Origin of the sequence: Microtetraspora sp. AC03309 (assembly GCF_020826795.1) — a bacterium.
GTDB lineage: Bacteria > Actinomycetota > Actinomycetes > Streptosporangiales > Streptosporangiaceae > Microtetraspora > Microtetraspora glauca.
The window spans coordinates 112,491-125,380 of sequence record NZ_JADDIL010000009.1 but is presented as its reverse complement, the minus strand read 5'-3'; the positions used below and the strand labels follow the sequence as shown (position 1 = coordinate 125,380).

At 66.6% G+C, this 12,890-nt stretch carries 9 protein-coding genes and 1 pseudogene; 8 read left to right on the top strand and 2 right to left on the bottom strand.

The genetic code is table 11. The features are described 5' to 3' along the window. Complete coding sequence (locus tag IMZ11_RS07325; protein WP_228638866.1) at positions 1–840, bottom strand: TetR/AcrR family transcriptional regulator C-terminal domain-containing protein; 840 nt, start codon at positions 838–840, stop codon at positions 1–3. A gap of 141 nt (positions 841–981) precedes the next feature. Between IMZ11_RS07325 and IMZ11_RS07320 the strand changes: the two genes are divergently transcribed. Beyond that, positions 982–1,860, top strand: a complete 879-nt coding sequence (locus IMZ11_RS07320) for a siderophore-interacting protein (protein WP_228638864.1) — start codon at positions 982–984, stop codon at positions 1,858–1,860. A 194-nt stretch (positions 1,861–2,054) separates the two neighbouring features. Next, complete coding sequence (locus IMZ11_RS07315; protein WP_061258512.1) at positions 2,055–2,945, top strand: endonuclease/exonuclease/phosphatase family protein; 891 nt, start codon at positions 2,055–2,057, stop codon at positions 2,943–2,945. A 37-nt stretch (positions 2,946–2,982) separates the two neighbouring features. Here IMZ11_RS07315 and IMZ11_RS07310 read toward each other — a convergent pair whose 3' ends face one another. Further along, positions 2,983–3,672 (bottom strand): FadR/GntR family transcriptional regulator, encoded by a 690-nt coding sequence (locus IMZ11_RS07310; RefSeq protein WP_228638862.1) that lies wholly within the window; start codon positions 3,670–3,672, stop codon positions 2,983–2,985. Positions 3,673–3,999: 327 nt separating this feature from the next. Here IMZ11_RS07310 and leuA point away from each other — a divergent pair, with 327 nt between their 5' ends. The 6 genes and pseudogenes from leuA to IMZ11_RS46645 all read left to right on the top strand — a co-directional run. Continuing rightward, entirely contained in the window at positions 4,000–5,706 is a 1,707-nt protein-coding gene (leuA, locus tag IMZ11_RS07305) for a 2-isopropylmalate synthase (protein WP_228638932.1), read from the top strand. 90 nt (positions 5,707–5,796) lie between these two features. Continuing rightward, a complete protein-coding gene (locus IMZ11_RS07300; RefSeq protein WP_228638860.1) occupies positions 5,797–7,188 on the top strand; it encodes a serine hydrolase in 1,392 nt (463 codons plus the stop codon). Positions 7,189–7,446: 258 nt separating this feature from the next. Continuing rightward, positions 7,447–8,229, top strand: a complete 783-nt coding sequence (locus tag IMZ11_RS07295) for a hypothetical protein (protein WP_228638858.1) — start codon at positions 7,447–7,449, stop codon at positions 8,227–8,229. 34 nt (positions 8,230–8,263) lie between these two features. Then, positions 8,264–11,509 (top strand): DNRLRE domain-containing protein, encoded by a 3,246-nt coding sequence (locus IMZ11_RS07290; protein WP_228638857.1) that lies wholly within the window; start codon positions 8,264–8,266, stop codon positions 11,507–11,509. A gap of 299 nt (positions 11,510–11,808) precedes the next feature. Beyond that, positions 11,809–12,285 carry a hypothetical protein gene (locus IMZ11_RS07285; protein WP_228638855.1) on the top strand — a complete coding sequence of 159 codons (477 nt, stop codon included), beginning with the start codon at positions 11,809–11,811 and terminating at the stop codon, positions 12,283–12,285. A 192-nt stretch (positions 12,286–12,477) separates the two neighbouring features. After that, a pseudogene (locus IMZ11_RS46645) lies at positions 12,478–12,852 on the top strand (transposase family protein); the annotation flags it as partial. Positions 12,853–12,890: the final 38 nt, after the last annotated feature.

Sequence of the window (12,890 nt, the reverse complement as noted above, 5' to 3'; positions counted from 1 at the left end):
TCACTCCTCGCGCCCGGCGGTGGAACCCGCCGGGGACAGGGCGGCGGCTTCGGCCCGGCGGACGGCCGCGTGGATCCCGTCCAGGAGGATGTCGAGCCCGACCTCGAACGTCCTCCTCGCCTCCCGCTCCAGAAAGGGCGTGGCGTCGTCCTCGGCCGGGGGCGCCGTGTCGCTCTCGAGCCAGGCCACCATCGGGAACCGCGTGAAGAAATCGGGCACGACCTCGCGCAGCAGTGCGGAACGGGTCTGCCACCACTCGTCGTCGGGCACCCCGGTCGCCGTGGCGGCCTCCCGTGACTCCGTGACCGTCTGGGCCGCTCCGCGTACGAAGTGGAAGAGCGTGCCGACGACCCGCCGCACCACGGCGGCGTCCAGGCCGGTCTCGCGCAGGATGGCGAGCAGCGTTTCCAGCATGACGTACTCGTTGGGGCCGAGCACCGGCCGCGCCTGCGACACCTGGAGCACCCACGGGTGACGCAGGTAGAACTCCCAGGTGTCCTCGGCCCAGGACGTCACCGCCGGTCGCCAGCCCGCCTCCAGGTCGTAGTCGGCGGGCAACTCGGCGAGTGCCCGGTCGTACATGAGGTCGACCAGTTCCCCCTTGTTGGGGACGTAGGTGTAGAGGGCCATGCCCGTACGCCCGAGGCGTTCGCCCACCGCGCGCATGGACAGCGCCGCCATCCCGTCGGCGTCGGCGACGGCGATCGCCGCGTCCACGATCACGTCGACGCTCAGGCCGGGCTTGGGGCCACGGCCGCCCCGCGCGGCGCCGGACCCCGGGACCCGCCACAGGAGGGACATCGAACGACGTGCGTCACCCTGCCCGGCGAAGACGACCACTTGCAACTCCTTATGGCATAAAGTAATCTCTCGCTCTATCTCTTTACGCCATAAGGATATCAGTGGCACCGGGGGGTTCCGCCTCGGTTCGCGGACGTAGCCGCCCATGTTTTCGCTGCTCATCACATTTTGGGAGGACTTATGGGGAAACCCCCGGTCAGGTTGATCGAAGTCGTCGAGGTCGCGCGGATCACGCCGCACATGGCACGCGTCACCTTCACCGGGGACGGCCTCGCCGGCGCCATCGGCGCCGAACCCGATCAGCAGGTGAAGCTGTACTTTCCGCGCCCCGGGCAGGCCGTACCCCGCCTTCCCGAGCCGAGCGCGGACAGCGACGCGTACCGCTGGTACCAGGCGTTCCTCGAGATCCCCGAGGACGAGCGGCCGTGGATGCGCAGCTACACCGTCCGCGCGTACGATCACCGGCGCGGCACGATCGACGTCGACTTCGTCCTGCACGGCGACGCCGGCCCGGCGACCCGATGGGCGCAGTCCGCGAGCCCCGGTGACACGCTCGGCATGTTCGGCCCGTCGGCGGACTTCGCCCGGCCCGTCCCCCTCAGCGTGTCCGTCCCCGGGTCCGACTGGCTGTTGTTGGCCGGCGACGAGGCCGCGCTGCCCGCGATCGGCACGGTGATCGAGTGGCTGCCCGAGGGAAGCCGCGCGGTGGCCTTCATCGAGGTCGGCGACGCCGCCGACGAGCAGCGGTTCGAGACGCTCGGCGAGGTGACCGTGCACTGGCTGCACCGTGGGCCGACCCCGGCCGGACGCTCCGACATCCTGGTCCGCGCCGTACGCGACGCCGAGTTCCCGCGCGGGTCGGTGTTCGCCTGGGTCGGCGGGGAGTCGGGCGCGGTACGCGCCCTGCGCAGGCACCTCGTCGACGACCGCGGCGTCGACAAGCGGTCGATCGACTTCACCGGATACTGGCGGCTTCGCCTGACCCAGGACGACGCCCCGACCGAGGAGGATCTCGCCGAGGCGCGGGAACGCCTCGCCGACGCCCGGGCCCTCCAGTGATCATCGTGACCGCATGACCACTGAGCTGCTCGTCCTCCCCGCCGGCGGAACCCGGCCGCCGTACGGCCCCTCCGTACGGACCGGCCGGGCCGGAGGGGGTACGACGCGGCGATGCGCGCGGATGCCGCCGGAGCCGACTAGCCTACGCATCTCGGGGCAGCCGAGCCCTCGGGGCGAGGCGGACAAGGAGCGGCGTGCTGAGGCGGGCGATCATCGTGATGGCGGGCGCGCTCGCCCTGATTCTCGGAGGGCACGGGCTCCTGCCGGACCTGAACGGGTTCACGCCCATCCTGGAGAGCCTTCTTCCCTGGCTGGGCGTCGGCGTTCCCGTCCTCCTGATCGGCGCGTTGTTCAGCCGCTCGTGGAAGGCGGTCGCCGCCGTGGCGCTCCCGGCGCTCGTGTGGGGGGTCATGTTCGGCCCGGACCTGCTGCGCACCCCTCCGGGCGGGACGAGCGACCTGTCGGTCGGCACCCTCAACGTGGGCGTGGTCAACGCCAGCTCGGGACGTGCCGTGCACGCCGTGGCGAAGGGCCGGGACCTGTTCGCGGCACAGGAGCTGACCCCGGGCGGTCCGGCGGCCAAGGAACTCGACCGGCTCTTCCCGCACAAGGCGCAGGTCAGCACCATCGGCCTGTGGAGCCGCTTCCCCATCGTCGAGCAGCGAAGGGTGGACATCGGCCTGGAGTGGACCCGCGCGCTGCGCGCGGTGGTGAAGACGCCCAAGGGGAAGGTGACCGTCTACGTGATGCACCTCGCCTCGGCACGGCCCGGCGCGACGGCCCGTCGTGACGAGACCCTGGCCAACGCCCGGCGCCTCGTCGACCGCGATCCGAGCGACCACCTGCTGCTCCTCGGCGACCTCAACACCGCCACCACCGACCGCGTGCGCTCGGGGCTGGTTCCGCCGCTCACCGACGCCCAGCAGGAGGCGGGCGGCGGCTTCGGTTTCACCTGGCCGTCGTCGTTCCCGATCACGCGGCCCGATCACATCCTCTACCGGGGCCTCACCGCGACCAGCGCGGGCGTCGAGGAGGCGACCGGCAGCGATCACCGCGCCGCCGTCGCCTCGCTCCGGTTGAACTGAGGCCGCTCATCGCCGCGCCCGTTCATGTGGTGCGGGCTCAGGCGCGGTGCAGGTACGCCAGGGTCTGCTGGAGCTCGGCCTCCAGGACGGCGCTCGCCTCGTCCACGTCGCCGCGCGTGATGGCGTCCACCAGGGCGGCGTGGGCCTCGTCGCCGTGGTCGGGATCGTCCTCGCGCAGCGCGAGCAGGTCGACCAGGTCGATCAGCCCCTGACGCAGGGCCGGGGCGAACTCCGCGAAGAGGTCCGTCAGCACCGGATTGCCCGCCGCCGCGACGACTGCGGCGTGCAGGGCGATGTCGGCGTCGACGAAGGCCGCGTCGTCGCCCCGCCCGGCCGCGCGGCGCGCGTCCAGCGCGGCGGTCAACGCCGTGACGTCGGCGTCGGTACGGCGGGCGGCCGCCAGGCGGGCGGCCTGCACCTCGACCATCATGCGCACCTCGTACACGTCCGTGACGGCCGCGCGGCGCAGGCGGGCGGACCAGTCCTCGGCGGGTTCCGTGGCGACCACGAAGACCCCGGATCCCTGGCGGGCCTGCACCAGGCCGGCCCCGGCGAGGGCCCGCAGCGCCTCGCGCACGGTGGAGCGCCCGACACCGAGGGTCGCGGCCAGAGCGTTCTCCCCGGGGAGTTTGGTGCCGACCGGCCAGTGCCCGCCGGTGATCTGCTCGCGCAGGTGCTCGGTGGCCTGTTCGACGAGCGGGCTGGGGCGGAGCGTGCCGAGCGGCATCCGAATGTCACCTCTCAGGTTGTCTGAGGACCTGTGTTGTGATTAGTGTACGCCCATGATGTCGCGTGGTCTCCTTCTCGGCCGCCGCGGCGGGGCCTGAACCGACCGGCACCCCGCCGCGGCGCTCGCCCCTGCCGGTCGACTCACCCCACGACCGGCCAGGAGTCCCCGCCGATGACCACCCGCACCCCGTCCTCTTCCCCGACCATGTCCCCGACTGTGTCCCCGGTCTCGTCCCCGTCGCCGACGGCGTTCCCCACCCTGCGCACGCCGTACGACCCCGTTCCCGCCGACGCGCCGGCGTGGAACCCGCAACGGCCGAGCGCGATGCCGTACCAGCGCTATCGGCCCGCGCACGAACGCGTCCGGGTCGTGTCGGAGGACGAGCGCGGCTGGCCGTCCCGGCGCATCGAACGGGCGCCCCTCTGGGTGCCGGTCGACCTGCGCGACGGCAACCAGGCGCTGGCCGAGCCGATGGACCCGTCGCGCAAGCGCCGGATGTTCGACCTGCTGGTGGCGATGGGCTTCAAGGAGATCGAGGTCGGCTATCCGTCGGCCAGCCAGACGGACTTCGACTTCGTCCGGCACCTGGCCGACGCCGGTGCCGTACCCGACGACGTGACCATCGTGGTCTTCACCGCGGCGCGCGCGGACCTGATCGAGCGGACCTTCGCCTCCGTCGACGGCCTGCCGCGCGTGGTCGTGCACCTGTACACCGCGACCGCGCCCACCTGGCGGAACGTGGTGCTCGGACACGACCGGGCCGAACTGCACGCGCTCATCCGGCGGGCGGCCGAACACGTGGCGCGGATGGCGGACGCCCGCCCAGGAGCGCCGGTGCGGTTCGAGTTCTCTCCCGAGGTCTTCAACCTCACCGAACCGGACTACGTGCTGGAGGTGTGCAACGGCCTGACCGCGCTGTGGGACGCCTCCCCGGACCGGCCCGTGATCCACAACCTGCCGGCGACCGTCGAGATCGCCACCCCCAACGTCTACGCGGACCAGATCGAGTACATGCACCGCCACCTGGACCGGCGTGAGGCGGTGATCCTGTCGGTGCACCCGCACAACGACCGCGGCACCGGCGTCGCCTGCGCCGAGCTCGCCGTGCTGGCCGGAGCCCAGCGCGTCGAGGGCTGCCTGTTCGGCAACGGCGAGCGCACCGGCAACGTCGACCTGGTCGCCCTCGCCCTGAACCTCTACTCGCAGGGCGTCGACCCGATGCTCGACTTCGGCGACATCGACGAGATCCGGCGGGTCGTCGAGCACTGCAACCGCCTCCCGGTGCACGAGCGCCACCCGTACGCGGGCGACCTGGTCTACACCGCCTTCTCCGGCACCCACCAGGACGCCATCAAGAAGGGTCTGACCCACCACGACCTGCGGGCCGCCGATCTGGGCATCCCCGTCGGCCGGGCTCCCTGGGACGTTCCGTACCTGCCGATCGACCCGGCCGACGTGGGCCGCGACTACCAGGCGGTGATCCGGGTCAACAGCCAGTCGGGCAAGGGCGGCATCGCGTACCTGCTGCACACCCACCACGGGCTCGACCTGCCGCGCCGCCTGCAGATCGACTTCTCCGCCGTGGTGCAGCGCACGACCGACGACGGAGGCCGCGAGGTCACCGCCAAGGAGCTGTGGGACCTGTTCCAGGCCACCTATCTCGCGCCTGGAGAGCACGGCCCGCTGTCCCTGACCGGCTGGACCACGAGCGAGACCGCGCCGGGCAGGCACGAGTTCACCTGCGTGCTGGACGCCGACGGACAGCGGCGCGAACTCCGCGGCGGCGGCAACGGCCCCCTGTCCGCGCTCGCCGACGCCCTGGCCTCCGCCGGTGTCACCGTCGACATCCTCCAGTACGCCGAGCACGCCACGGGGCGGGGGCCCGACAGCCCGGCCATCGCGTACGTGGAATGCCGCGTCGGCCGGACCACGTGCTGGGGAGCCGGTCAGGACACCTCCGTACTGACCGCGTCGGTGCGGGCGGTGATGGCCGCCGTCAACCGCGCCCGGGGACACCGCACCGACCGCTGACCGGCTCTCGATCGTGCCCCTTCCGGTCCCGGTAGAGTCCTTTTCCAGCGAAATGCGCGATATGAGGCGATCGAGAGCATAAGGGGCGCCGTGTTCGAAGGGCTCGCCGAGCACTGCGTCACGGCGCTGCGGGTGGGCGGGTGCGCGTCGGTCTCCGTCGCCGTCGCCCGTGAGGACGCCGTCGTCCTCGCCGAGGCGTACGGCCTGGCCGACGTCGCGGAGGGGCGACCGGCCACCAGCGACACCGCGTACCTGCTGGCCTCCGTGACGAAGCCGATCACGGCGACGGCAGTGTGCGCGGCGGCGGACGCCGGGCTGCTGGATCTCGACGATCCGGTGGAGGACCATCTGAGCGGCGTCCGCCTTCCCCGCCACCGCGACTACGGCGCTCCGACCGTGCGGCAAGTTCTACAGCACCGGGCCGGGTTCGGCGCCCATTACGACTTCTTCTACGCGGACTCACCCGCGATCAAGCCGACAGCGCGGGAGAGCATCGAACGCTACGCGACGCTGTACAGAGAGCCGGGCTCCGGCTTCGAGTACTCCAACCTCGGATACGGCATCCTCGACGTGGTCCTGGAAACGGTCACCGGGCAGGATCCGGCCACGTACGTCCGGGACCGGGTGTTCGGCCCACTGGGGCTGACGAGTTGTCATATCGGCCCCACGTACGAAGGTCCGGCCCAGGAGGCGCTGCGCTACTCCGCGGACGGACGGGTCTATCCGGTGTGCGACACCACCCACCGCGGCGCCACCCTGGCCTGGGCGACGGCGTCCGACCTGGCGATGTTCGGGCTCTCCCAGGCCGGCGGGCGAGGCATCCTGCGCCCCGGGACCGCCACCGCCATGCGCGCCGCGCTTCCGGTCAACGCCCATCTCGGGTACGGGCTCGGCTGGTTCGTGTCGCGAGGGAGCCGCCACACGATCATCAGCCACAGCGGGAGCATGGGGGGCGTCGCGACCATGCTCGCGGTCGTGCCCGATCTGCGGCTGGCCGTCAGCGTGCTCACGAACCAGAGCGGTTCCGCCGTGAGGACGGCGGTCGCCGGCCATGTCATGGAGGAGCTCGTCCCGGGATTCTCCCTCGATTCCCTGCCACCGGGCCTCCCCTCGGAGCGTACGGCGACGATCCGTCCGGGCAGGTGGGCGGGGCATGTCTTCACCGACGCCGGCGCCCTGCCTCTGGTGCTGCGGGTGGGGGCGGCCGCCCGCGTCGAGGTCGAGTTGGACGGCGAGGCCGCGCAGGCGCGGTTCGGGGGCGCGTCCGAGGACTGGGAGCTGCGCCTCAGCGTCCCGCTCCAGATCCCCACCAGGGACGCCCGCGTGAACAGCCCGTCGCTGGGCCTGGAACTCAACCCGGACCATGACTCCTGCCGTGACGGCCGCCTGGTCGGCGCCGCGCGGGCGATGCGGAACGGCGAGGGCGACGGATGGCTCGGCAACTTCCTCAGCCACTGGTGCGAGCTGGAGAGGCAGGACTGATCGCGGCCCCGGACGCGCGCCGGGCGGCCTCCGTACTGGAGTGCCCTCAACGACCCGCCCGTCTCAGGGGCGCGACTGTCCCATCAGCCGAGAACGCTTGAGCCCCGGGATCCAGGCTGAGCCCTTGTCAAAGATCATTCATGGGGTGATAGTGATCTTCTGACACTTTGAAATGCCTTGAATGAGGTGTATGTACACAATCCAAGATTCGCCTCCCTTCGCTTCAGCAGGAGAGTCGTACGCAGGAGGATCGCGGGCTTGATCCTGGCGGTGCTCACGCCATCGATCCTGGTTGGCTTGCCGAATCCTTCGGCTGCGGATCCGGTCTCAGCTGCTGATTCGAATGGGGTATCCGCCGCCATAAAGGCGTCAGTGCCCGAGGGCGGGACGCCTGTTGTCGACGAGGCGCTTGAGGCGGCCAAGGCCGAAGCTGCTAAAACGGGCAAGCGAGTGCCGGTGCCATCGCAGTACACAGAAAACATGAAGGTGTGGGCGAACACCGATGGTAAGACGCTACACGCGGAACTGAGCACGGGTCCGGTGCAGCTCCAGGTCGCCGGCAAGAACGGCAAGAAGACCTGGAAGCCGATCGACACCACGATCGTCAAACAATCTGACGGGACGTTCGCACCAAAACGGGTGAAGACGCCGCTGACCTTCGGTGGAGAGGGCTCCATACACCTGGTCACCGCGAAGGGCGAGGACGGCAAGGCCGGATTCAGTTGGGCCAGGAAGCTACCGGCGCCAAAGATCTCCGGCAACACGATCACCTACCAGGACGCGGTCTCCACAGGTACGGACCTGGTGATCACAGCCCTCGCCGACGGGTTCACCCAGGATGTGGTGCTGCGCAAGCGCCCGACCGGCCCCTTGAAGGTAGAACTGCCGGTGACCTTGCCCAAGGGTATGTCGTACGCCAAGGCGAGCGATGGTAGCCCGCAGTTGATGTCCGCCTATGGCGGCGCCGCGAGGGCACCTATCGCCCTTCAAGCACTGGACGCACTCGCCCGACTCAGGGAAGGTCGGCGACGTCGACGTTAAGGTAGAGGAGACCAAATCGGGCTCCAGTCTGATCTTGCAGCCGGACGTAGCGTTCCTGGCCAGCACCGACATCACCTATCCGGTGACAATCTCCATTGCGAGCGAATGGGTCGGTGCCGGCCTGGCTCAAGACGCTTTCGTCAACAAGAACGACCCCGCCATGGCTCGGCCCACTGGCTACCTGCGCGCGGGCACCACGAAGACCAGCGCCGACATCGCCCGCGTCTATGTGCGGTTCGTCGTGACAGAGCCGCTGGCGCTGGCGACGATTCACAATGCGGACTTCATGGTCTGGAACTACCGCTCCGGCAGTAGCGACGGTAGCAACTGCGGCCTTGAAGTGGAGTCGGGGATCGTCGTCCGCAAACTGACCTCGACGTGGGATGCCACCACTTTGACGTGGAACAACCAGCCCGGCTACACCACGAGCGGCCAGGTGGGAAACAGGGCTGCCTACAGCGACACCCCGACTACATGCTCCGGTCCAGGGGAACTGCTGTACTCGATCGAGGACATTGTGCAGTCATGGGCAGACGGCGAGCAGGACTACGGTCTGGTCATGATGGCCCCGAGCGAGTCAGCGGTGATCAACTGGCGGCAGTACAGGTCCAAGGAGACCGGCACCGCTGACCGTCAGGACGATCACATGCCGATCCTGTTCATCGACTACACACCGCCTGAGTCGCTTCAAGTCGCCTATATGGTCGAACATGGCAGCACCGTCGAGGACTCCTACGAGGCAGACCTGGCACAGGTTGCAGCTGGGAATTCGGGCGACACCCCTCCGGTCGTGCGTGCGTTGACAGCAGAGGAAGCTCGTGAGGAAGCCCGCACCTCTGGCGTCACCTACAGGAGCGACCTCATGGCACAGACCCATCCAGATGGGCTGACCGACGAGGAGATCGAGGACAGCTACGCGGACGACGGCAATGACACGCCTCCGACCAGTACGCCAACACCACGGCCGACGCCGACGGCGACTGGGTTCCCAAATGCGATTTTGAACCAGAACCCATATTTCGAGTCGACAGTCGAGCCTTGGTCTGTTGAGGGCGGAGCGCTGACTCAAAGCACAGCTCTAGCTCATGAGGTGCAAGGATCCGCATTGGTCGTCACCAATGAAGGGGTATCCGAGACTGCTATCAGGTCCGAATCGGCGATTCCTGTTACAGCGACCGAGTTCTACATCGCGTCGGGCTGGTTCCGGCCGGTCGGAACAGGTACATCCATTCGATATGGCATTGACTGGTTTGATTCGGCAGGCAACGTCATCGGTTCCGATCTGGCAAGCCGCGATCTTGAGGCAGACACGTGGACCCAGGAAGAGACTGCCTACTGGCCACCTGCTAACGCGGTCACTGCTCAGCTCAGAGCGGTAATTACACCGCCCGTAGCACAAGCGTCACTGCACATGGACGAACTGCTACTCCTTGGGCCGGCACCCAAAACGACCCCGTCACCGGAACCGACCACTTCACCTTCGCCGAGCCCAAGCCCCTCTGACACGGTGACCCCCACACCAACGCCTTCTCCCACGCCTACGCCGACCGCATCCTCCGTCGCTCTGAATTCCAACCCATCCTTCGAGTCCGGCGTATCGCCCTGGTATTCGTGGTGGGAGGGGGATGAGCTCACGCAGTCGACCGAACAGGCGTATGAGGGGTCGGCGTCAGCGAAGCTCGGCGGCCCGGGATGCTGCACAGCGATCGCGCAGGATCTCTCCGTTACGGAGGGTACGTATCAGTTGACTGGATGGGTCCGCCCCGAAGCGGACGCGACAGGCTGGTACGGCGTGGACTGGTATGACGCCGACTGGAACTTTCTGGATAGCTCCGCCGGACACAGCGAGCTCTCCACTGGCCTGTGGCAGCCGCTGGAGACCGTTGTCGTCACCGCGCCCGCAGGAACGGCAAATGCCGTGCTGTGGGCGGAGGCAGACGTCCTTATAGAGGAGTCAAGTCAGACCGTCTATCTGGACGACCTGCGAATGACCTCGGTAGCGGGGGCGGCCTCACGCAAAGCCACGGCGAGCGGGCCGAAGCGTGAAGTTCCCAAGCTGGTTAAGGAACTCCGTGAGAAGATTTCGGCCAGGAGCAAGCAAGGCAAGGCCCAAGCTTCAGCTTCAGGCTATATGGGCACCGCGAATATTATTCCGTCAGACAAGTCGTGGCCCGAGAACATTACGTCGTGGTCCGAATGCACCAACAATCCCGAGTGGGCGAAAAGCGTACGAGGCTGGTTAAAGAATCGCTTCAACTGGTGCCAGATCGTGGATGTGGTAGCGCACCAGTGGGTCAAGAGAGGCCCCGTCAAAAAGAAGATCGGCGACGCCTTCCTCACCTATTACGTCCGAGTCGAAACAGAGTTGAACCGGCGAGAGTTCACTATTTACCAGAAGTTTCAGCCAGGATTCTCGTTGGGGACTCTATTTGACGCGCAATTCGAATGGGATCTCGCCTACGACAGTGACTCTGGAGATGCGGTCCGCACTTGCGCGCCTGCCGAAGGGTACGGTGTACTAAAGAGACCGCTTTACTCCTGGGGACTCGGCTATGATGGCCACGACTGGGACGCCTCTGTTCGGTTCAAGTCGACGCACCTCGCTGCCCCCAATGGAATCGAGCAATGCAGTATTCAGCCGTATGTAAAGGTTACCTCCTCAACCGGCACGAGAAAGATGGCTCGGAAAGGTTCGGAGATCTTCGTACGGTGCGACAAGTCAGCTGCGATCAAGTTCGGGTACAACAAGCTGGGAGGGGGGTGCGTCACCTTGATGGGGATGCCTTCGCTTGATCTGGGCAGGAATGATACCAATCAGCACGGTGAAACGTGGCCCGAGCAGTTCGATCACCTCTATAAGGCGCTCATATTCCACAACGGTGCGTATCCAGTTCCTGGAGGGTCCAACTTCCCTGGATTGCCGCCGTTAACTGTGAAGAATCTTCCTGGTCTGACCAGCGAACATCCACTCTCCAGGATGACCAACGGGGACAAACGCGACGAGCAGCAAGAGGAGTCGTCGAGAATCTGTCGTACCGAAATCTCAAAGACGTGGCCAGGGAGTATCAAGCTGTACGGAGACAAGGCCCTGAACTGCGATGAGTTCCCCTTCGCCTCAACCTATCAGGGCTCACTTAATGCAAATCCCTCCTACAATTTCTCGGTTCGCTTGATCAACGCTAGGCAGAACCAAAGGTTCGGCAACTCGCTCAAGGCGTGGTACTACAACAATCGCATAATCGATGGCGATATGTTCACCATCGGATTCACTTCGATGTAAATACAATCTCTTACATAGGGCGGGAGTGTCGTTCGCAAGGCTCTTGGGCGGACGACACTCCCACCTGTCCAGGGCCTACTGCATTCTCACAAGTCGAGACGAACGTCGTCTCGGTCGATGGACACAGACTGCGTGCGCTGCGAGTGAGAGGCCCGCCCGCCCGAAGAGCCTTCAGCATCTCAGCATTCGAGAATGCAGGTAGCCCTGCCTGCCTGTCTCAGGTTCTGTATCTATCGACTCTGCCCGGCCTCTATATGAGAGTAGGGAATCACTTCTGGGCGGTTCAGATGGAGAATTCAATGCCTAATCCAGTCGCCGAATTGACCGATTCGGTATCGGTCGAGTATTCACAGTTCGAGATTATCGATGAGGAGGGTGCCCCTTGGGATTTCGATGGTGATGAATCCGCATGGTTTCTGGTAGCTCCCAATGTCATGCGGCTCACTGCTCACGACTCTGGCCACACCGTTGAAGTGCGTTTCGAGCTATGGAATCAGACCCCTCATTTGTCGGGAGGCTGGAATGAGGTTCAGGAGGAGGAATTCTTTTCCGAGGCGGGCCGTGTGCACCTCGAAGAGCTGATGGGATCAGATGGCGACCACCCAATTTTCGATCTTGGTCGGCGCAATTCCTGGTGGAATATACGAGCCCATTGCAGGCTTCTGAGGGACACTGCGACCATTGATCGCACAGTTGAGAAGATTCCGCCAGGCAATGAATTCTACCTTCTCCAGTTCTGGCCATTCGTCGGAAAATCCCCGATTGACCTTTCGTAACGGCAGACTGCGGTATGTTAGATGGTGGTCTTTGCGTCGGTTTGGTAGGCACCTGATCTGTCAGGGCCTCGGCATAGTCGCGTGATTCCGGTCGAGGACCGTGGGGGCTGACTGTGGGACACGGCCGGACATGCGAGCAGGCACGACCTAAGCGATCATGAGGGTGTCTACGCCACATGATCAGAGAAGATCGTGCCTGCCCCCTCATCATTCCTGATTCCGCCTGCCTTGAGCCAACTCGCCGCTCTCCCCGCGGACGCCGCCGGACTCCCGGTGACGGACTGTCGGAGTCTGCTAGAGCACTTGGCCGCGGTGCCTGATCCCCGGCGACGCCGTGGAGTCCGTCATGCCTGGTGCACGCTGCTGGCCGTCGCCGCGGTGACCGTCGCGGCCGGAGCGTGTTCGCTGACCGCCATCGCCGAGTGGGTGACCGATGCTCCCGCGCAAGTCCTGGCCGTCCTCGGGGTCCGACGCGATCCGGCGACCGGGCGGTGGCGGCCTCCGCATGAGGCCACCATCCGCCGCGCGCTCGGCCACGTGGATGCCGACGTCCTTGACCGCGCGGTCGGTTCATGGATTGCGAGCCGGATGCCTGTCGCCTCCAG